This is a genomic window from Allohahella marinimesophila (genome assembly GCF_039538005.1).
Lineage (GTDB): Bacteria > Pseudomonadota > Gammaproteobacteria > Pseudomonadales > Oleiphilaceae > Allohahella > Allohahella marinimesophila.
In genome coordinates this window covers 58,529-79,018 of the sequence record NZ_BAABBO010000014.1, presented here as the reverse complement: position 1 = coordinate 79,018, position 20,490 = coordinate 58,529, and the positions used below count along the sequence as shown (strand labels likewise).

The 20,490-nt window shown below is 56.0% G+C and carries 15 protein-coding genes; 8 read left to right on the top strand and 7 right to left on the bottom strand.

What is annotated here, in order from left to right; genetic code table 11:
• Nucleotides 1-90 precede the first annotated feature (90 nt).
• The 3 genes from ABD735_RS15390 (at nucleotide 91) to ABD735_RS15380 (ending at nucleotide 5,480) form a co-directional block, all read left to right on the top strand.
• Complete coding sequence (locus ABD735_RS15390) at nucleotides 91-4,032, top strand: DUF1631 family protein (protein WP_344808021.1); 3,942 nt, start codon at nucleotides 91-93, stop codon at nucleotides 4,030-4,032.
• Nucleotides 4,033-4,233: 201 nt separating this feature from the next.
• Nucleotides 4,234-4,488: a hypothetical protein gene (locus tag ABD735_RS15385; protein WP_344808019.1), complete on the top strand. Its 255-nt coding sequence runs from the start codon at nucleotides 4,234-4,236 to the stop codon at nucleotides 4,486-4,488.
• 296 nt (nucleotides 4,489-4,784) lie between these two features.
• Complete coding sequence (locus ABD735_RS15380) at nucleotides 4,785-5,480, top strand: DUF3592 domain-containing protein (protein WP_344808017.1); 696 nt, start codon at nucleotides 4,785-4,787, stop codon at nucleotides 5,478-5,480.
• A gap of 59 nt (nucleotides 5,481-5,539) precedes the next feature.
• Here ABD735_RS15380 and ABD735_RS15375 read toward each other — a convergent pair whose 3' ends face one another.
• On the bottom strand, nucleotides 5,540-7,705 hold the full coding sequence (locus tag ABD735_RS15375; RefSeq protein WP_344808015.1) for an FAD-dependent oxidoreductase: 2,166 nt from the start codon (nucleotides 7,703-7,705) through the stop codon (nucleotides 5,540-5,542).
• Between the two features lie 138 nt (nucleotides 7,706-7,843).
• Here ABD735_RS15375 and hemB point away from each other — a divergent pair, with 138 nt between their 5' ends.
• Complete coding sequence (gene hemB / locus ABD735_RS15370) at nucleotides 7,844-8,860, top strand: porphobilinogen synthase (protein WP_344808013.1); 1,017 nt, start codon at nucleotides 7,844-7,846, stop codon at nucleotides 8,858-8,860.
• Nucleotides 8,861-8,902: 42 nt separating this feature from the next.
• Nucleotides 8,903-11,086 (top strand): polyphosphate kinase 1, encoded by a 2,184-nt coding sequence (ppk1, locus tag ABD735_RS15365; RefSeq protein WP_425548622.1) that lies wholly within the window; start codon nucleotides 8,903-8,905, stop codon nucleotides 11,084-11,086.
• 3 nt (nucleotides 11,087-11,089) lie between these two features.
• Here the strand turns inward: ppk1 and ABD735_RS15360 are convergent, their stop codons facing one another.
• The 4 genes from ABD735_RS15360 to ABD735_RS15345 all read right to left on the bottom strand — a co-directional run bounded on the left by ABD735_RS15360 (nucleotide 11,090) and on the right by ABD735_RS15345 (nucleotide 14,168).
• Nucleotides 11,090-11,656, bottom strand: coding sequence for a hypothetical protein (locus tag ABD735_RS15360; protein WP_344808011.1), 567 nt, complete (start codon nucleotides 11,654-11,656; stop codon nucleotides 11,090-11,092).
• 129 nt (nucleotides 11,657-11,785) lie between these two features.
• A complete protein-coding gene (locus ABD735_RS15355; protein ID WP_344808009.1) occupies nucleotides 11,786-12,052 on the bottom strand; it encodes a YfhL family 4Fe-4S dicluster ferredoxin in 267 nt (88 codons plus the stop codon).
• Nucleotides 12,053-12,156: 104 nt separating this feature from the next.
• Entirely contained in the window at nucleotides 12,157-12,639 is a 483-nt protein-coding gene (gene coaD, locus ABD735_RS15350) for a pantetheine-phosphate adenylyltransferase (RefSeq protein ID WP_344808007.1), read from the bottom strand.
• An 83-nt stretch (nucleotides 12,640-12,722) separates the two neighbouring features.
• The gene (locus ABD735_RS15345; protein WP_344808005.1) at nucleotides 12,723-14,168 is read right to left on the bottom strand and encodes a coniferyl aldehyde dehydrogenase; all 1,446 of its coding nucleotides are present in this window, start codon (nucleotides 14,166-14,168) and stop codon (nucleotides 12,723-12,725) included.
• 143 nt (nucleotides 14,169-14,311) lie between these two features.
• On the opposite strand from ABD735_RS15345, the gene ABD735_RS15340 reads away from it, so the two are divergent.
• Nucleotides 14,312-15,109 carry a TetR/AcrR family transcriptional regulator gene (locus ABD735_RS15340; RefSeq protein WP_344808003.1) on the top strand — a complete coding sequence of 266 codons (798 nt, stop codon included), beginning with the start codon at nucleotides 14,312-14,314 and terminating at the stop codon, nucleotides 15,107-15,109.
• Here ABD735_RS15340 and yihA read toward each other — a convergent pair.
• Nucleotides 15,046-15,657, bottom strand: a complete 612-nt coding sequence (gene yihA, locus ABD735_RS15335; RefSeq protein ID WP_344808001.1) for a ribosome biogenesis GTP-binding protein YihA/YsxC — start codon at nucleotides 15,655-15,657, stop codon at nucleotides 15,046-15,048. The two genes, ABD735_RS15340 and yihA, sit on opposite strands and share 64 nt — an antisense overlap.
• 149 nt (nucleotides 15,658-15,806) lie before the next feature.
• Between yihA and ABD735_RS15330 the strand changes: the two genes are divergently transcribed.
• Nucleotides 15,807-16,487, top strand: a complete 681-nt coding sequence (locus ABD735_RS15330) for a c-type cytochrome (RefSeq protein ID WP_425548621.1) — start codon at nucleotides 15,807-15,809, stop codon at nucleotides 16,485-16,487.
• Between the two features lie 27 nt (nucleotides 16,488-16,514).
• Nucleotides 16,515-17,780 (top strand): malic enzyme-like NAD(P)-binding protein, encoded by a 1,266-nt coding sequence (locus ABD735_RS15325; protein ID WP_344807999.1) that lies wholly within the window; start codon nucleotides 16,515-16,517, stop codon nucleotides 17,778-17,780.
• Nucleotides 17,781-17,899: 119 nt separating this feature from the next.
• On the opposite strand, the gene ABD735_RS15320 is transcribed toward ABD735_RS15325, so the two are convergent.
• The gene (locus tag ABD735_RS15320) at nucleotides 17,900-20,413 is read right to left on the bottom strand and encodes a penicillin-binding protein 1A (protein ID WP_344807997.1); all 2,514 of its coding nucleotides are present in this window, start codon (nucleotides 20,411-20,413) and stop codon (nucleotides 17,900-17,902) included.
• Nucleotides 20,414-20,490: the final 77 nt, after the last annotated feature.

The following is a 20,490-nucleotide window of genomic DNA, read 5'->3' as shown; positions in this document are numbered from 1 at the left end:
TTACAGAGCAGCTACAATTAAATCCAGAAGCCAGCAAGCGTAGTGTCAAGCTGTCGCAACTGGTCTGACTCCCATCGATCCGGATTCCAAATGGCCCGCACAGACCAGCGCGCGCACCATCGCCACACGATCTCTCGTGATGTTCTCCTTGTTCTGCCCGGACTGGCCCCAGCCAGCGCCCGAATGCTCAATACCTGCATCGGCGGCTGTCTGCTGGGCAACATTCGTGATCGATCCGTCATTGGCGCGCTTCAGGAAGACCCAGGATCACTGGTGGAAGTCTGTCTCTTTGACGAAAACGAAAACATGATTCGCTTGCTCGGACAACAGAGGCGAGCAGCAGACAGTACCCTCGGGGTTCAGTTTCTGGAAGCTCAGGAGCGCTTGGTAGACTACCTCTTGGCGGCGTCTGCCAGGATCAGTCATGACGATCCGGACGGCCAGCGGTCTTCGCCAATATTGGTGAAGAATGGGGGCGCGCAAGCGCAATCGGCTGCCGATCGCAAGTGGTTGCTACAGTTTGGGCGGCAGTTCTTTGCAACCCTCATAGATAATTTCCTGGTGCAATGTTTCGAGCATAAACAGAAGCTTATCCTGCGGGGGGTACACGATGCGCTGGCTCAACGAATCGAAGCAACATACAGGCAGCTGCTGAAACACAAGCTCATGCTGGCGGAAGGTCTGCAGGACAGTTTCGAGGACCTCCTGAGTGGACTCGATAGTCAATCGCCGGTGGCGGCCCGGCCCACCGAAAAGCCATCGGCTGCATTGTCGGATCTACGCCTGCTCGAGAAAGACGAGTTTGAGAACTGGCTGGAGTTTCAGCTGATTGCCGCGGCGCTCGCCGGTTCGCATAATCGTTATCTGTACACGGTTCAGCAGAGGCTCTCCGCCATGCTCGACTCGCCGGTGACTCCTGAAAACAATCCCTTTGGGCCGGCAATGATCGGTCATCTGATGCGGGAGGTTATTCAGCGACTGGACCTCGTATTGGACGCTCGCAGTTTCATGTTCAGCTCGTATCAGGATGCGCTCTCGGCACAGTTGCGCGATGAACTCCCCGTGCTTGACAGCTATCTCAAACGTCAGGGCTATCTCGCCCTGTCTCCAGACCAGATCCGAACCCAATGGCCCCGACCAGCTTCAGGTGGCCCGAATCGGCCGGAAGATGGTTCGGGTCAGATGACGCAGCAGGGGACTACCTATCGCGAACGCGAGATCGCTGAGGCCAATCATTTTAGCTTCGACGACGATATCGTCATTGACAGTCCTCGGCAGATGACCGGAAACAACACCGCTGGCGCCCTGTTCGAGATGCTGTCGCTGTCTCAGAACATGGCTGGTCGTCATGCCGGCATGGATGTGCATCTGATGGCTGCGACCGGCCGCTCCGAGGCCCAGGCCAGAAACGAGACGACGCAGCAGGACATCGACAGTTGTCAGCGCTATCTGGAGCGCCATGGGCCGCGGCTCGGACGAGAGCTGGAAGATTACGATGCTGTGCTGACTACCGTCCTGGAAAACCTGCCGCGCGACGGGTTGACGACGAAGCAGTATGCACTGGTGCATACCAGGGCGCGGCTGGTAGAAAAGCTGTTCGAAGCCATCGATACGCTCGAGCAAGTGCCGCCCAGGCTTCGGCCTCTCATGGCCAGGCTCAAACTGCCAATGCTGAAGATGGTGCTGCAGGACGTTACCTTTTTCGAAGATGCGCAGCATCCCCTCCGCAAGATCATGAACAATTTCATGTCGCTCGCGATCAACGATCGTACTGCGGGCGAAACCCTGCCCGCGCTGCTCGAAGATATCGTCGGGCGGTTGGAGGCCAGCGGTGATAATCAAGGCACCGATCTGGAAGCGATTAACCAGCGACTCAATCAGCTGGTCATTCGACAGGCCCGCGCATTCGAGCGCACCGTCGATCGGGTCGCGAAATTGCACGAGGGCCGGGAGAAGATGCAGCTCGCGCGCGAGTGGGTCCAGCACCAGCTCAGTTCGCTGCTGCAGGATCGCAAGGTGCCTGTGCTGGTCTTGAATATCCTGGCTGCGGGCCTCGAACAGATTATCATTCTCTGCTATCTCCGCCATGGCCCGGCGAGTGCTGAAGTGGCGAAGAAGCTTGAGATCGTGGCGCAGCTTCAGCTGTGGCTGTCGGCCTTGCCTGATGACAAGCCAGCTCTCTTCGAGATGGAACTGGAAGGCCGCAGTCTCGTCGATACCATAGAGCATGCTTTCGAGGATTTCGGGCTGCAGCATCAGGGCAAGGCCGTTATCGATGAGCTGCACGAGCGAATCTTTCGCGGTGGGCGAAGCGAACTGCTGCATATGCAGCAGTATCGGCTGGTGAGTCAGGATTCGCTGTCACGATCGGACGCTTCCCTCCTGCAGGACAAGCCTCTGCCCGCAGCTGGTCCAGCCCTGCCCAAGCGCTGGCATGATCGACTCGAGGAGCTCGAGGTCGGCCAGTGGGTGTCGTACGCCACCGCGGGCTGCGGTGCACAGAAGCTCAAGCTGACATGGATGGATCGCAAGCGCAGTACATTCATTTTTCTGTCGCCCCGAGGAATGACCGAAAAACAGTTCAGCCGAACGGCTGTTCTGAACATGCTGCACACAGGTGAACTGACCCTTCAGCGTGAAGCCGGGCGACCTTTCTCCGATCAGAGCCTGTTCAAGGTTATCGAAGATCTCTATCAGCGCAATGTCAGCGAAGCGGTTCACGACCCGCTCACCGGCTGTATGACGCGTACAGAGTTCGCCAAGCAGCTGGATCAGAAACTGCTGCAAATCAAGAAGGGCGCTGGTCGCGAAGGCGTTGTCATCTTTTTCAATATTGACGCTTTTTCGCTGCTGAACGACAACTTTGGCCTGGAAGTCGGGGACGCCGTGCTCAAAGCCATTCCGAACATCGTTGATGCGGCGGTCTCGGACACAGGCACTGCGGAAGACGCCTCGGGCGGCGAGCGTTTTCTGATGGGTCGTCTCGGTAGCGATGAGTTCTCAGTGCTGATCGCCCCCTGCTCGGTGGCAGAGGGCGAGCGCGCAGCCGATGAGATACTCGAGGCCCTGGCGGCACGCAGTTTTGGCGGCGCCAATGACGGCGCCAGTTTCCACATCGGTGCCAGTATCGGCTTGCTGCCATTGAATCGGAGCAGTGGCGATTCGGCCAGTGTGCTGCAGAACGCAGCATTGGCTTGCAAGACAGCCAAGGCAGCCGGCGGCAGCAGAGTCCACCTGTTTCAGGAAAGCGATGTCGGACAGATTCATCAGCGCACCGTGATGGGCTGGGTCTACAAGATCGACAATGCTATTGCTTCCAACAGCTTCTGGCTTCGCGGCCAGAAAATCGCTGGCATTGGCAGCAATGCCAGAGCCAAGCCCCTGTATGAGCTACTGCTTGGCGTTCGTGACGAGCAGGGGAAGCCGATCTCACCAGGGCCGCTGATAGAAGCCGGTGAGCGCTTCAAGAAGTCGTCACTCATCGATCGCTGGGTGGTAGAGCAGGCCTTGCAGTTCATGGAAAGAAATCCGGCAGCGCTGGAAGCTGCGTCTGGCTATCATATCAACCTGTCCGCACATTCCCTGAACGACGATGCCTTTCTCGACTTCCTGGAACAGCGCCTCGACCATTACAGGCACATCTGCACCAAGATCGTATTTGAAATTACCGAGACGGCGGCCGTGGCTAACACGCACTACACCGCCGATTTCATGTTGCGGTTGAAACGTCTTGGCTGCCGCTTTGCTCTGGATGACTTCGGCACGGGATTTTCCTCTTATACCTACTTGCAGAATCTGCCTGTCGATTACCTGAAGATTGACGGCACCTTCGTCACCGATATTACCCACAACATGGTGAACTACGCCATGGTGAAGTCGATTTCCGAGCTGGGTCGCTTCCTTGGCATGGAAGTAATCGCTGAGTGCGTGGAAGACAAAGCTACTATCGATGCGCTGAAGAACATCGGTGTCGAGTGGGTACAGGGTTATGCCATCTCAGCACCCAAACCGCTCGAACCTGAGAATAACTAGGCCTTTTCGTACCCTCCGCAATACAGAACACTCGTCTCCTTACACGCTGATAACCTCACCGCAAATCTGCAACATCTGCTTACGATCCACTACAAATCTGTATGAAAATACTGCTGGCCTCAGCCCCAACATGATCTATAAATATCGCATACGGAAAGGCCAGCCGTAATCCTCTTGATGAACATGAATGACAGGTGCGAGATGAACGACGAAAAAATGATGGATGACGACGATAATGATGTGGTCGGTTTTGCGGCAGATTCGGCCGAACACGAAGAAAGCAGTAGTGAAGCCGTTGCAGCTTCCGTTATGGCGAAAGTCAGGGCGCGAGCTCAACTCAGCGCAGACATTGAAGCCTTTCTGCAGGCAGGCGGTCGCGTAACACTGGTCGATGACAATGTCCGTTCAGATCCGCCGAAGAAGCCGGACCTGAATTACGGTGCGTCGCCTATCTGATTTGTAAGGGGCATCCAGGCCCAGAGTTCAAGCCTCAGCCACCGATCAGTCTTCGACTCCTGATCGGTGGCTTTTTTGATGAGGGCTGCTGGACTTGAGTCCACTTGATCACCTTGCCGTACTATCTGTCGTTAATTTTGCATAAGTTTGTGAATCAGGTCACACTAATATGCTGTCATCCAGACGGGCTTTGCAGGCAATCGAAAGAGCGAATGTCATGAAGATCTTTGATGGATCAATTCGCTATGCAATAATTCAGCCCGCTGGTCCCCTGAATTTGCAGTGAGGCGTCTTATTTGATCGATTTTCTTCTTTTGTTGATGGGTCTGGCTCTGGTGACATCCGGCTGGTTCCTGTTTTCAGAATTTACCCGGTTTCTGCATTGCATGTACCGCAGCAGAGCCAGGGTTGTTTCCATGGAGGCCGGCGTTGAGCGATGGATGCTCACCTACGATGGCGAATATCGTTCTTTCAGCTTTTTCCCTGTCATTGAATACCGCTATAACGGCGAACCAGTCCGCTTCACCTCGCTAGATCTTGTCAGCATGGGCCAGTTGCAGGTTGGGGAGCAGCTCATGGTGTCCTTCAGCCGTTCACGCAGAAACCGCACCCGTCTTGGTAGAATCGCGCTGTTCCTTTGCGGCTTTGCCTGTGTGTTGCTCGTCGCGGTCATGAGTACCAATGCCCTGGTTCAGAAAACCGGGAGTATGCTTGAAGTGACCTTCGCGTCCTTTGTCGTGGCTTTGAGCCTGTTCATCATTGCGATTTATATGAAGCAACAGGATGAGGCTGCCATAGGTGGGCTCGAAAGCGTGAGAAAGTCGAACATGACCTGTCTGTTTCTGCAGGAACCGACCAATGTCTCGCACTGGCGAGCGATGTTCACCAACGCGAGACAGAAGCGCCGAATCTTCATGAGTCAATTCCTGGGCTGCAGCTTTTTCATAGCTGGCTGCGGGCTCTTCATCATGTCCTTCGGCGTCAACCTCTAAGCCAGCCAGCCCAGTTGAATGACGGTCTGTTGCCAGTCCTGGGCTGGACCCGTGCCGGATCAGCTTCGGCGCCAGGTATGAAACTTCTCCACCCAGGCCAGCAACTTCTCGGGAGCATGAGCCCGCTTCCACTGACCAGCCGCCATCTTGTTAGCCTCTGACATGGTCGGATAGATATGGATGGTGCCGAGCACCTTGTTGAGGCCGATCTTGTGCTTCATGGCCGTGATGTATTCGGTGATGAGGTCAGCAGCATGATAGCCTACGATCGTCACACCCAGGATGGTGTCCTTGCCGGGCACGGTGAGTATCTTCACGAAACCATGGTCTTCGCCGTCCGCAATCGCCCTGTCCAGATCATCGATACCGTAGCGAGTCACCTCAAACTCAATGTCCTGAGCCTTGGCTTCGGCCTCGCTCAGTCCTACCCTGGCCACTTCAGGATCAGTAAAGGTCGCCCAGGGGATGACGCGATAATCGGCCTTGAACCGCTTGGCAAAGCCGAAAAGGGCATTCACCGAAGCGTACCAGGCCTGATGTGAGGCCACGTGAGTAAACTGATAGGGGCCAGCAACATCGCCACAGGCGTAGATGTTGGGCACACTGGTCTGAAGATATTCGTTCACTTCCAGGGTGCCGTTATCTTCGATCCGAACGCCAATGTCTTCCAGTCCGAAGCCCTTTGAGTTCGCAGCTCGCCCGACGGCCAGCAGCAAGGTATCGAACTCGATGTCATGCGCCTGCCCCTGCTGCTCGTAGGTGAGAATCTGGCTGTTGGCATAGGCCGAACCACCCTGGCGTATCGACTTTGCATTAGCACCAAGAATCAACCTGACGCCATCAGCCTCGAGCGCAGCCATGACCAGTTTTGCCGCATCATCATCTTCGCGCGGCATGAGCCTTTGGTCCCTGTCGATCTGAGTGACCTTGACGCCTAGCCTGACGAAGGCCTGGCTGAGCTCGCAACCGATGGGGCCACCCCCGACGATCAGCAGATGCTCGGGCTTTTTGCGAAGCCCCCAGATGGTATCCGAAGTGTAATAGGTCGCTGAATCGAGGCCAGGGATGGGCGGAACAAAGGGACGGCCGCCTGTGGCTACTACAATGTTCTTGCAGGTCAACAGCTGGTTGCCCACCTGCACCCGATAGGGGTCGATGATACGAGCATCACCGGTCACACAGTCGACGCCTAGCTTGGTGTAACGCTCTATGGAGTCGTGCGGCTCGATCATGGTGATCTTGTCCTGAATGCGATTCATTACCGCTGCAAAATCAACCTCGGGCGCCTGCGCAGCAATACCGTAGTGGTCGGATTTACGGATATAGCTGGCGACCTTGGCTGAGCGTAGCAGTGCCTTACTGGGCACACAGCCGGTGTTCAGGCAGTCGCCACCCATCTTGTGTCGCTCGATCAACGCTACCTTGGCTTTCACAGCAGCAGCGATATAGGAAGTGACCAGACCACCCGAGCCAGCACCGATGACGACAACGTTGTAATCGAAACTGCTCGGCTTGTCATACCGGCTCAGCATCTTTCTGCTTTTCACGAAATCGACCAGGAAGCGTGCGATGAACGGAAAGATCGCCAGCAGCACGAAGGACCCGATGAGGGCAGGCGAGAGGATGTCGCCGGTGGACTCGATGCTGGCCAGTTGGGTGCCGGCGTTGACGTAAACCGCCGTGCCCGGCAGCATGCCCAGTTGGCTTACCCAATAGAAAGTACGGGTCTTGATCGGCGTCAGTCCCATCACCAGGTTGATGACGAAGAAGGGGAGCGCAGGTACGAGACGGAGGCTGAACAGGTAGAAGGCGCCGTCTTTTTCAACACCGTTGTTGATAGTTTTCAACCGGCGTCCGAATTTCTTCTGAACCCAGTCCTTGAGCAGCAGTCGGGATATCAAAAAGGCGATGGTCGCGCCGATACTGCTGGCGAAAGACACCAGTACAAGACCAGTCCACAAACCGAAAATGGCGCCAGCGGCCAGCGTCAGAATGGCGGCCCCGGGAATGGAAAGAGCGGTGACCACAACGTAGACTGCGAAGAACCCAGCAATCATGGCAAGCGTATTGTCACGGTAGTAGGCAACGAGCGCATCCTGCCGCGCACTCAACGCATCCAGCGTCAGATACTGCCCCAGGTCAAATATGAAGAAGCTGCCGATGAGCGCGGCGATCACGGCGATGATGACGATATTTCTGGTTTTTACGGAATTACTGGACGACATCCCCTGATCCTTTTTCGATGACGGGTCATAAAGCGTTAACATAGCGGCAGGATACTAGCAGGTTACGACGGCGACCTGCAGACTAGTCTCCTGATATCAGAAGCAGCTTACAGACCCAAGTATCACAGGATGATTTCAATGCAGCAGCGCAAATACCCGACGACACGGCTGAGACGAAGCCGGATGAAACCGTTTTCAAGAATGATGGTGAGGGAAAACACGCTCTCTGCAGATGATCTGATCTTTCCGGTGTTCGTGTTGCCGGATCGGGGACGGGGTGCCGGTGAGCGGGAATCGATCATCTCGATGCCTGGCATCGAGCGCCTGGGCATCGATGCCCTGCTGAGTGAGCTCGATGATATCGTGGCCTCAGGTATTCCCGCCATCGCACTGTTTCCGGTCGTGCCGGCCGAGGCGAAATCGCTCGATGCCTCTGCCGCCTGGGATGACGAAGGGCTCATGCAGCAGACGATCCGTGCAGTAAAGCAGCGTTTCCCTGAACTTGGCGTCATCAGCGATGTTGCACTCGATCCATATACCTCGCATGGACAGGATGGGTTGACCAGTGACAGTGGTGAGATCCTGAATGATCTGACCTGTGAGGCACTGGTCAGGCAGGCACGCTCACATGCCGAAGCTGGTGCCGACATTGTGGCGCCATCCGACATGATGGATGGCCGTATAGGCCTTATACGCGAGGCGCTCGAGCATGATGGTCACCATAATGTGCAGATCATGGCCTATTCTGCGAAGTACGCATCGAGCTTTTATGGCCCGTTCCGCGATGCAGTAGGCAGTGCCGCAAACCTTGGCAAGGGTGGCAAGCACAGCTATCAGATGGATCCGGCTAACCGGCGTGAAGCACTTGAGGAAATCGCGCTCGATATCAACGAAGGCGCCGACATGATCATGGTCAAGCCAGGCATGCCTTATCTCGACATCGTCAGGGACGCAGCGGAGAACTTCAATGTGCCGCTATTCGCTTACCAGGTCAGCGGCGAGTACGCCATGCTCAAAGCCGCCGCGGCTCAGGGCTGGCTCGATGAAAAAGCCTGTGTTCTAGAGGCCTTGCTAGGCTTCAAGCGCGCTGGCTGCAGCGGCATCCTCAGCTATTTCGCACGAGATGTGGCGAAGTGGCTCAAAGCGTCAGGCTGAGCCTGCGCGTAAATCAGCTCATCAGTTATATGGAGTATATAGATGGAAAGTGATGACCAGATCAGTTCGGAAGGCCTAGTGCCAAGTGACAAGCTGGCCTACCTGGAAGATGCGCCCGCCGCAGCTCTCGTGGAAGACAGCATGCCGGGCATTGCCGATTTCAATCAGCCCGAGAACTTCTTCAACCGAGAGCTGAGCCACCTGCAGTTCAACGCCAGGGTGCTACACCAGGTCATCAACGAGAATCATCCCCTGTTGATCAGGTTGTTGTTCTGCTGCATCTATAGCAGCAACATGGATGAATTCTTCGAGATCCGTATCGCCGGTCTGAAGCAGCAGATCAAATACGGCCGCGAGAGCGTTGGGGCAGATGGCAGGTCGCCTGCACAGACCCTGCAGGCTCTGCAGGAACAGATCCACGAGCTGGTCAGCCTGCAGTACGAGCTGCTCAATAACGACCTCATTCCGGCGCTGGCCGACGAACGCATCAACTTCCTCCGTCGCACGGATTGGACGCCCGAACAGCAGGACTGGATCGCAAGCTACTACGAGCGGGAAATTTCGCCGGTCATCTCGCCGATCGGACTTGATCCCAGTCATCCCTTTCCGCGTCTGGTGAACAAGAGCCTGAACTTCATTGTCGAACTCGATGGCAAGGATGCCTTTGGTCGTGAAACAGGGCTGGCCATCGTGCCGGCGCCTCGCTCACTACCGCGCCTGGTCAAGTTGCCTGCGGAGATCAGCAATGGTGACTGCCTGGTCTTCCTCTCTTCCATTATCCATGCCCATGCAGATGACCTGTTCCCTGGTATGGAGGTAAAGGGCCTCTACCAGTTCAGAATCACCAGAAATGCCGACCTCGTGCTGGAAGAGGACGACATGGAAGACCTGGCGCAGGCGCTGCGGGGTGAGTTACTGTCACGTCGCTTCGGTGACGCTGTGCGTCTGGAGGTGGCCGATAACTGCCCTGAGCCCTTGGTCAACTTCCTGCTACAGGAATTCGGGCTGGCGGAAACCGAATGTTACCGTGTGGCTGGGCCAGTGAACCTGACGCGGCTGATGGCGGTAAGTGCGCTCGTCAATCGGCCCGACCTGCAGTATCCAAACTTCAATCCGTCCACCCCGGCCGAACTCCGGCATCAGGACAGCATCTTCGAAGTGATTGCGCGCAAAGACATTTTGCTGCTGCATCCATTTCAGAGTTTCACTCCTGTTATCGATCTGCTTCGGCAGGCGGCAAAAGATTCGAACGTCCTGGCCATCCGCCAGACGCTCTATCGAGTTGGCGCCAAATCCGAGATCGTAGCGGCGCTGGTGGATGCTGCCAGACGCGGCAAGGAAGTCACCGTGGTCGTGGAACTTCGGGCACGTTTTGACGAAGCCGAAAATCTCGAGCTCGCCAGCAAGCTTCAGGAGGCTGGCGTCGTGGTGGTGTACGGCGTAGTTGGCTACAAGACCCACGCCAAGATGATTCTGATCGTCAGGCGCGAAGACAAGGGCCTCAAGCGCTATGTTCACCTGGGCACAGGTAACTACCACGCGGGCAATGCCAGGCTTTACACCGACTACAGCCTGCTCTCCTGTGACGATCAGCTGGCTGAAGATGTTCACCGCATCTTTCTTCAGCTCACGGGTATGGGCAAGGCACTGCGAATCCGAAAACTCTTTCATGCGCCATTCACGCTGCACTCAAAACTCATCGAGCTGATCGGAAGAGAAGCAAAGATTGTTTCTGAGGGCAACGGAAATGGCTATATTCTGGCGAAGTTCAACGCGCTGACCGAGCCTCGGATCATTGCAGCGCTGTATGCAGCATCCTGTGCCGGTGTCAAAATTGACCTCATCATCCGTGGGATCTGCTGTCTCAAGCCCGGGGTAAAAGGTCTGTCCGAGAATATCAGGGTGGTGTCCGTCGTCGGGCGTTTTCTGGAGCACACCAGGGCCTACTACTTCGCCAACGGTTCGGCCGGACCGGAGGGTGGTGAGGTGTATTGTTCCAGTGCAGACTGGATGACCAGAAACCTGGTCAACCGTGTGGAAACCTGTTTCCCCATAGAAGCGCCGGTGCTTGCTCAGCGGGTGAGGGCAGAACTGGAAAGCTACCTCCGCGACAATACGTACGCCTGGTCGCTGCTTGAAGATGGCAGCTACACTCAGGTAAAGGCTGTACGGGGCGAGCCAGCCTTCTCCGCGCAGGACTACCTGCTCGGACAGTTGACTGGTTAGGCGTTACTGTTCTGGTGCTGCCTCGGCGGCCTCGGTCTTGATGTTGCTGATGGCAGATGTGCGGGCCTTGCTGCGTTCGACGCCCTTGTCGATCTGCTCTGAGTAGAGCTCGAGCCAGGTTCTGGATCCTGGCACCATACGCGCCAGGTCAGTAATGGCCTCTTTTGCACCGAGGGCAAACTGCTGTTTGTCCTTTTCCTGCTCCAGAAGGATGTCGGCAAAGCGACCGGTGTTCGTCCGCTGCAGGATCAGTTCCATTCGCGACAGCCGTTCATCGAAGCGGGTCAGGTTTGCGTCCACTTTCTCCGCCATCTGACGTTGATCCAGCGAAAGCGCTGCCTCCGCCGGGGCAACCGGGTCATCGGCGTCCAGCGTGCTGGTCTGCCCGAAAAACAGAATGGCCACGCTCGCTGCCAGTGAAACAACAAGCAACAGGGCCACTACCAGCAGTATAATTCGATTCGTGCCGAGGCTTTTCTCAAGCAGCGCAATGCGCTGCTCCGGGGTCAGCGGCTCAGCAACTTCAGCTTCTGGTGCGGCAGTTTCCGCTTCAGGTTTAGTCTTTGCCATTGGTTTGACCTCTTGCACTCAGGCACGCACCAAGGGGCTGGCGCATGACCTAAGTCTAGAAGTAAAACGGTAGAAATAAAGCGAAGTGGCTCTGGCAAGATACTGATGTCAGGGCTAATGAACGATGAGCTAACCAGTTGCCTTGTGCGTGTCAGCCGTAAGCGCTTCATACTTTTTCATGAGCGCATCCTTCGACTCGACGCGATCAGGATCAAGTGGAATGCAATCGACTGGGCAGACCTGCTGACACTGCGGCTCATCAAAGTGCCCCACGCACTCGGTGCACCGTGAAGGATCAATGACATAGATTTCGTCGCCCTGGGATATAGCCTCGTTCGGGCACTCAGGTTCGCAGACGTCGCAATTGATGCAGTCATCAGTAATGATCAGCGACATAGCCTTTCAATTCCTCAAGGGTTTGGCAGATAAGCAGGGCCGCAGTATATCAGATCGTTACAGCGAACCCCATCGGCCACTGAATGAACAGCCATTCATATGAGCTAGGCTTTGGAGAAGTGATTGATCAGGGCGGAAGAGACGGTTGGCGGGACAAACTCGGACACATCGCCACCCAGGGCAGAAATTTCCCTGATCAGCGATGAAGAAATGTACGAGAGATGGTTCGCAGGGGTCAGAAAAAGGCTCTCCACTTCTGGTGCGAGTTTCCTGTTCATGTCTGCCAGCTGAAACTCGTACTCGAAGTCCGACACCGCCCGCAGTCCTCTCAAAATGATATTGGCGCCTTCCGCCTTGCAGAATTCCGCCAGCAGCGTACTGAAGCCGATCACGGTTACATTCTTGTGAGGCGCGCAGACCTCCTTGATCAGATCGACCCGTTGTTCCAGTGAGAACAGCGGGTTTTTCCTCGCATTACTGGCCACGGCCACGATGATTTCATCGAACATTCGTGCAGCTCGGGCGATGAGATCGGCATGACCATTGGTAATGGGATCGAACGTTCCCGGATAAATCACTCTATTCATGTGCTGTTCCTTTCGCACCAGACTGAAGCAAGCGCTCAAGATTGGATGAAACCAGGAGCGCTTGCAAGCCGCTTGCTAGAACACTAGCGGTTGAAGATCTTGTAGATGATCTGATGAAGCACAGTGCCATGTGGTGGGAAAATTACGCTGCCGGTGTACAGTCGCTGCTTCACATGAACGCCCTTGACGTTGGAGAAGGTCAGGAAACCTTCGTGGCCATGATAGTGGCCCATGCCTGAGTCGCCTACGCCGCCGAAGGGCATGTCGTCCTGCGCGAAATGCACCAGGGTATCGTTCAACGAGACACCGCCGGAATGCGACTGCTGCAGCACCTTCTTCTGCTGTGCCTTGTTGTAGCCGAAGAAATACAGTGCCAGAGGACGCGGCCGCTCATTGACATAGCTCAGCGCCTGGTCCAGTCCCTGAGTCGCCACGATTGGCAGGATGGGGCCAAAGATTTCTTCCTGCATCAACTTCATTTTGTCGGTGGCATTCAGGACCAGGGTCAGTGGCAACTTTCGCGTGCCTCGGTCAAAGACTTCGTTCGCCGGGTTGAGCTGTATGAGCGTTGCCCCCTTTGCCTGGGCATCGGTCAGATAATCCTGCAACCGACGATACTGTCGGTCATTGATGATCGAGGTGTAGTCGCTGTTGTCCTTGATGCTGGGATACATCTTCGCAAAGGCGGCGGAGAATGCTTCCACGAAGGGCGCAATCCGCTCTTCCGGGCACAACACATAATCGGGGGCGATGCAGGTTTGACCTGCGTTGAACGATTTGCCGAAGGCCAGGCGCGTGGCGGCGTCCTCGAGCGGAACGTCGGCCGAGACGATGGCCGGTGACTTGCCTCCCAGCTCCAGCGTAACAGGCGTGAGATTTTCGGCAGCCGCCCTCATGACATGGCGTCCCACGTTCGTCGAACCTGTAAACAGGAGGTGATCGAAGGGCAGGCCGGAAAATTCTGCCGCGATATCCGCTTCCCCCGTGACCACCGTCACCAGATCCGGGGTAAAGGTCTCCGCAATGATTTTTTGCAGAAGGCCCGAAGTTCTCGGCGTGTACTCAGACATCTTGAGCATGGCTCTGTTGCCCGCGGCCAGGGCGCCCGTCAGCGGCCCGATAGCCAGGTTGATGGGATAATTCCATGGCACGATGATGCCGATGACCCCCAAAGGCTGATACATGAGGTGGTTGCGCGCCGGCATGAACAGGGCATGGACACGTCGACTCTTCGGCTTCATCCAGCCCTTGAGATTTTTCAGAGCATAGTTGATGGCCTGAATCGACGGCATGATATCAGCGAGCAGGGTCTCATCCGCAGAGCGGCCAGCGAAGTCGAGGTTGATGGCCTCGATAATGGCATCCTGTTGCCGCAGTAACGCGCTCTTGAGCTTGAGCAGTCGCTCTCGACGCACCTGATAGTCAGGGAAGACGGCATTGTTGAAAGCGTCTCTCTGCGCCTTGAAGCGGGTGTGCATCTGCTCGATATCGGTATTTTTTTCTGGCAGCGCTATGACTGTGGCAACCATGCGTCTTTCCTCATCTGGTGGAGGTTGTCGGAGCTGGGTGAGCGTAGTCAGAAGCGAATCCGTCAAAATGTCCCGCAATCATTCACCTAGCTGGATATTAGAGTATATACTCTAGGGCCAGACGATACACCACACCCTGGCGTTTGGAAAGTAGATCCGGACCAGCGCGTGAGTTCGAGCACGAGCATCAAGAGGCAGGTAGCACCATTAACGATTCGATGACCACCAAGGAGCGGATACTGCTTCGCAGTCTCGAGCTCTTCAACGAGAAGGGCGAGCGGCATATCACTACCAATCACGTTGCCGCAGATCTCTCCATATCGCCCGGCAACCTGTACTACCACTATCGCAGCAAGCAGGCGATCATTTACGAAATCTTCACTCATTACGAGCGTCTGGTAGACCATTACCTCCAGCTTCCTGACAGGGCCCTGAGTGTGCAGGACGAGTTCGACTATCTCGATTCGGTCTTCGACGGGCTCTGGAGCTACCGCTTCCTGCATAGGGATCTGTATCACTATCTCGATGCCGATCCCCGGCTCAAAACCGAGTATGGTCAGTTTACGGGTCGTTGTCTGGACCGTCTGGAAGAGATCATCTCCTGCCTTGAACACAGCGGTATTCTGACATTCGATCCGCGGCCAGGCGCGGCCCATACGACCTCGGCGGCAACGCTCAAGCGTACATTGGCCTTGAACGTATGGCTGGTGGTGACGAACTGGATGTCCTTTCTTGTGTCTTCCATCGAAGTCGAGGGCGGAACCCTGTCGATCCGGCACATGAAAAGCGGGATACATCAGGCCCTGGCGATACAGGAGCCCTACGTGACTGAGGCTTATGCCGAAGAAGTTGCCCGCCTGGCTGCCGACTATCCGAATTACAGCTCGGTTGGCGCCGGCACGTCGAAGATGGTATCGAGAAAGGCCCAGGCTTCGTTCTGACCGGTCGACTCAGTCGATGAGAAGGGTACGATGGTGGCGCTGACGTTTCTCTGTTTGAGCGTAGCGCGCACTTTCGCCGCCGTCTGCTGGGCTGCGTTCCGGCTGAGCTTGTCCGCTTTTGTCAGCAGAATGAGGATGTCCTTGCCAGCGCTGCTCGACCAGTCGAGCATGGCGAGATCGAAAGGCTTCAGAGGGTGTCTGATGTCCATGATGAGAACGATCGCCATCAGCGAGGCGCGGCTTCGCAGGTACAGGTCAAGGTTTTCCTGCCAGCGTGCCTGCACGGCCTTGGATACCTTGGCGTAGCCATAGCCTGGTAGATCGACAATACGTCCGACCTCGTCGTCAAGGACGAAAAAGTTCATCAGCTGGGTTCGTCCTGGCGTCTTGGATGTTCTCGCCAGCTTTTTATGGCCTGTCAGGCTGTTGATTGCGCTGGACTTGCCAGCGTTGGATCGTCCTGCAAAGGCCACTTCCCGGCCGATGTCAGGTGGGCACTGGACCGGGGTCTCGGCACTTGTGAGAAATTCTATATTCTGGTAATTCATATTCCCGCGTTTAGCTGTTCGCATTGTGCTGATATTATGAATATAATGGCCACCTTTTTTCGGGTGTACCGCGTCGGCTTCTGTGTCGTCGCCGTCGCAGTAAAGCTGCGGCGCCTGCCGGGTCAATGATAAGTAAAGGAACAGAATACATGAAATCTTTGTTCAAGGGCTTTGTTTCTATTCCCGACCGATTCGCCTTCGCCGGTGTGACTTTCGGCGTTTCCCTGATGCTGAGCAGTATCGCTGGCCTCGCTCAGGCTGCTGGCGAATTCGTGGAAGGTGATCCCGCTGCAGGCGAGGAGAAGGCCGCCACCTGTGTGGCATGCCACGGTCCGGCAGGTAATAGTGCTGCTCCCATGTTCCCCAAGCTCTCAGGGCAGGTCGCCAAATATACCGATCTGCAGCTTCACCTCATCAAATCGAATGAGCGGCCGGTGCCTCAGATGGCGGGTATTGCCGACAACCTGTCCGATCAGGACATGGCCGACCTCGCCGCTTACTACCAGAGCACCCAGCCGACCCCGGCTGTCGCCTCGCCCGACACGATCGAGCTCGGCGAGCAACTATATCGTGCAGGCAACAGTGCGAAGGGCGTACCTGCCTGTGCTGGCTGTCACGATCCGCTGGGACGGGGCAACATCCCCGCCGGCTTCCCCCGACTAGCCGGGCAGCACACCGACTACATTACTACCCAGTTGCTAGCCTATAGAAACGGAGAGCGCACTGCAGGGCCATATGCTGCCATGATGCAGGGTGTTGCGGCGAATCTGAGCGACAAGGAAATCGCCGCCCTCTCCAACTACATCCAGGGACTGACTGCTGCCAAGTAGCAGCCCCATCAAAAGCAGGATCGATTTATGTCAGAAGATAAAAGAAAGGCGGCGCTTGATTATCACGAGTTCCCGAAGCCCGGCAAACTCAGTGTTGAAATCACCAAGCCTACAGCCACTTCACGTGATCTGGCCCTCGCTTACAGTCCTGGTGTAGCAGAGCCATGCCGTGAGATCGACAAGAACCCGGAAGACGCCTATCGCTATACCAACAAGGGTAATCTGGTCGCTGTCATCAGTGATGGTAGTGCCATTCTTGGTCTCGGCAATCTCGGCCCACTTGCCAGCAAGCCAGTCATGGAAGGCAAGGGTGTTCTGTTCAAGCGCTTTGCCGGCATTGACGTCTTCGACATCGAAGTAAAGTCTGAAAGCCCGCAAGCCTTCATCGATACCGTTGCGCGTATCGCCGATACCTTCGGCGGCATCAACCTCGAAGACATCAAGGCGCCAGAATGCTTCGAAATCGAGCGGGAGCTGATCTCAAAGTGCGACATCCCAGTATTCCATGACGACCAGCACGGCACAGCCATCGTGACTGCAGCTGGCATGATCAACGCCCTCGAGCTTCAGGACAAGCGGATCGAAGACGCCAAGATCGTCTGTCTTGGGGCCGGCGCTGCTGCCGTTGCCTGCATGAAGCTGCTGATCAGCTGTGGTGCGCAATCGCAAAATCTGTATATGCTCGACAGAAAGGGCGTGATTCACACTGGCCGTGACGATCTCAATCAGTACAAGGCCATGTTTGCCATCGAGACTGACAAGCGTACTCTGGCTGATGCCTGTGATGGTGCCGACGTATTCGTAGGCCTGTCTGGCCCGGACCTGTTGACGGCAGATATGCTGAAGTCGATGGCGCCGAATCCAGTCGTCTTCGCCTGCTCCAACCCTGATCCTGAAATCAAGCCGGAACTGGCGCTTGAGACCCGGGACGATCTTATCCTGGCAACGGGCCGGTCTGACTATCCGAATCAGGTCAACAACGTTCTTGGCTTTCCTTTCATCTTCCGCGGCGCACTCGATGTTCGTGCATCAGTGATCAATGAAGAAATGAAGGTGGCTGCGGTACACGCCCTGCGTGAACTCGCTAAAGAGCCAGTGCCTGAAGATGTTATCCAGGCTTACGACGGTGAGCGTTTCGAGTTCGGCAAGAACTACATCATTCCGAAGCCGATGGACAAGCGTTTGCTGACCAACGTCTGTGCTGCAGTGGCCAGAGCTGCTGTGGATAGCGGTGTCGCTCGTCTGCCTTACCCAGCGCATTACCCGCTAGAGTCTATCGACGACATCAAGTAGCGCCGTCAATGGCGGTGGGGTATCCAGACTCTGCCGCCTGATACGGATATGACAAAAAGCCCGGCTGAGAAGCCGGGCTTTTTTATTGGGCGAGTCTTGCTATTTGTTGCAGCTGGCTATCAGAAAATCATCTCAGGCGCGACATACTCGTCTTCTTCTTCAGGCATGATGCCGTCTTCAGCGTCTGGAAAGCCTTCGGGTGCAGCAATAGTATCTGGCGCGTTCTCTTCCTTGAAAAATTCCTCGAACGCATTGGAGGATTCTGCCGCAGCCGGTTCTGCTGTGTCAGCATCAATCCAGGCTTTTACCAGTCCTTCGGGTTGCTCCATGGTGCTTTCAGGCGTGCTTTCGAGCGCCTCACGCATGAAGTCTATCCAGATAGGGAGCGCTGCACGGCCACCGTATTCCTGGCGGCCCAATGTCTGCGGCTGGTCAAAGCCAATCCACACACTGGTGACCAGGTCCTGATTGTAGCCTGAGAACCAGGCATCGACCTGATCATTGGTCGTTCCGGTCTTGCCACGCAGATCACCTCGCTTCAATACCTGGGCGTCGCGGCCCGTCCCTCTTGTAATGACATCTGCGAGAATCGAATCGATGATGAATACGGACCGCGGATCAACTACTGGCTCTGGCTCAGACTCCCTATCGGGAGCAGGCTGCTCGAACATGACGGTTCCCGATGCATCCTCAATCTGTTTGACGATATGAGGTTGAACCAGGCGGCCACCATTCGCGAGCAGGGCGTAGCCAGCAGCCATCTCGACTGGCGTGAAATCAGCAGATCCGAGCGCCAGCGACAGGTCTTTGGGCATGCTCTCCGGACTGAAGCCGAGGCTGCTGATAAATCGAATCGTTGGCATGACCCCCATGCGTTCGAGCAGCCGGACCGACACGAGATTGCGCGAAAGATACAGTGCTTTTCGAAGGCGGGTGGGTCCATAAAAGCGCCCTGAAGAATTCACTGGACGCCAGGCGTCCTCCAGTTTTGGGTCATCAAAGACGACAGGCGCGTCATTGATGATCGACGCTGCCGTTTCACCACTTTCCAATGCCGCCAGATAAATGAAGGGTTTGATGTTCGAGCCGGCCTGCCGGCGCGCCTGCGAGGCTCGATTGAATTTGTTGAGATGAAAATCGTAGCCACCGACAAGCGCCCGGATGGCACCGGACTTCGGTTCCATGGCCACGAGGGCAGCCTGCGCCGCAGGAATCTGTGACAGCACATAGCCGCCAGCGGAGGCTTTCGGGACCTTCTGGTCTCCAGAAGGGGGGGGCATGGTTACCGCCGCACGGGGGCTGATATAAATGAGATCGCCCATGCTCAGGACATCAGATACTGTCATGGGTATTTTGCCCATGCTATCGGCGCCCTTGTAGGCGCGAGCCCAATACACATCCTTGAAGCCGAGTTCAGTGGTCGACCCGTCGGCCAGCAGGAGCTGTGCTGAACCCTGGCCCTCCTTATTCACTCGGCTCACCCAGGCCGGGATGAGATAGAAGTCGCGATACACATTCTGCAGTTCAAGCAGGGCCTGAACCTGCAGGCGCTTGTCGAGCTGAGGATCTGGAGCCTGCAGACGCTTGGCGATTTCCGGCACTTCTTCGTCTGCCAGCTCGGCGCCGATGGGCTCATCACGAGTAGGCTCCGTGAGCTTTTTCCAGGGACCCCGGTACCCGTGCCGCAGCGTATAGTTCAGCAGACCTTTCTTGACCGCCGCCTCTGCAGCCATCTGCAAGCCAGAATCTACAGTGACGTGAACGTTCACGCCATTTTCGTACGCCACTTCACCAAAGCGTTCAATAGCGCCCTGTCTGCCAAGCTCGGCTACGTAAGGCATCGGTACTGTGACATCGGAATGAAGGCGACTGGCAGTCAAAGCTTCGTTTGTGGCAGCACTATGGCTGGCCTCATCGATCACGCCAAGCTCGTGCATTCGGGAAAGAATCCAGTTGCGTCTAAGTTTGGCGCGCTCTGGAGCCACAATAGGGTTATATCGGGAGGGCGCCTTGGGCAAGCCGGCGATCATCGCCATCTGTGCCAGGGTCAGATCCCTCACATCCTTGCCATAGTAGATGCGTGATGCAGCCTGAACACCGTAAGCCCGATTGCCAAGGAAGATCTTGTTGAGGTAGAGCTCGAGAATCTCGTTTTTGCTCAATTCGTTCTCGATCTTCAGCGCAAGCAAAATCTCGTTGAACTTGCGGGTGAAAGTCTGCTCGTTGCTGAGAAAGAAATTCTTCGCCACCTGCATAGTGATGGTACTGCCACCGCTCTGAATTCTGCCCGAAGTTAGCAGTTCGATGCTCGCCCGGGTGAGGCCGAGCACATCGATACCACCGTGCTCGAAGAAACGGCTGTCCTCTGCCGACAGGAAGGCCTGGATCAGTTCTTCGGGCAGCGCATCCAGCGCGACCGGATCCCGCCGAATTTCGCCAAACTCGCCAACCAATTTGTTATCGCTTGTATAAATTCGTAACGGCGTTTGCAGCGCTGTATTACGCAGTGTTTCGACGTCGGGAAGCTGCGGAGAGGTGTAGACATAAAAGCCTGCGGAAACCATCACGGCAGAAGTGAGACCTAGTCCGAGGACCCAGGCCAGTATCAGCAAAAAGCGCAAGAAATAACCCATGTGTCCCCTGACAGAGTTGGAATGACTGTCTACTCTCATAAAAGTTTAGCCCGCCTGTGCCAGCCGACAAGGCGTTA

Coding starts and splice junctions, on each gene's coding strand:
- coaD (WP_344808007.1), bottom strand. CDS start 12,639: ATGAATAGAGTGATTTATCCGGGAACGTTCGATCCCATTACCAATGGT.
- yihA (WP_344808001.1), bottom strand. CDS start 15,657: ATGAATTACCAGAATATAGAATTTCTCACAAGTGCCGAGACCCCGGTC.
- ABD735_RS15390 (WP_344808021.1), top strand. CDS start 91: ATGGCCCGCACAGACCAGCGCGCGCACCATCGCCACACGATCTCTCGT.
- ABD735_RS15375 (WP_344808015.1), bottom strand. CDS start 7,705: ATGTCGTCCAGTAATTCCGTAAAAACCAGAAATATCGTCATCATCGCC.
- ABD735_RS15345 (WP_344808005.1), bottom strand. CDS start 14,168: ATGGTTGCCACAGTCATAGCGCTGCCAGAAAAAAATACCGATATCGAG.
- ABD735_RS15360 (WP_344808011.1), bottom strand. CDS start 11,656: ATGGCAAAGACTAAACCTGAAGCGGAAACTGCCGCACCAGAAGCTGAA.
- ppk1 (WP_425548622.1), top strand. CDS start 8,903: ATGGAAAGTGATGACCAGATCAGTTCGGAAGGCCTAGTGCCAAGTGAC.
- ABD735_RS15330 (WP_425548621.1), top strand. CDS start 15,807: ATGAAATCTTTGTTCAAGGGCTTTGTTTCTATTCCCGACCGATTCGCC.
- ABD735_RS15320 (WP_344807997.1), bottom strand. CDS start 20,413: ATGGGTTATTTCTTGCGCTTTTTGCTGATACTGGCCTGGGTCCTCGGA.
- ABD735_RS15355 (WP_344808009.1), bottom strand. CDS start 12,052: ATGTCGCTGATCATTACTGATGACTGCATCAATTGCGACGTCTGCGAA.
- ABD735_RS15325 (WP_344807999.1), top strand. CDS start 16,515: ATGTCAGAAGATAAAAGAAAGGCGGCGCTTGATTATCACGAGTTCCCG.
- ABD735_RS15385 (WP_344808019.1), top strand. CDS start 4,234: ATGAACGACGAAAAAATGATGGATGACGACGATAATGATGTGGTCGGT.
- hemB (WP_344808013.1), top strand. CDS start 7,844: ATGCAGCAGCGCAAATACCCGACGACACGGCTGAGACGAAGCCGGATG.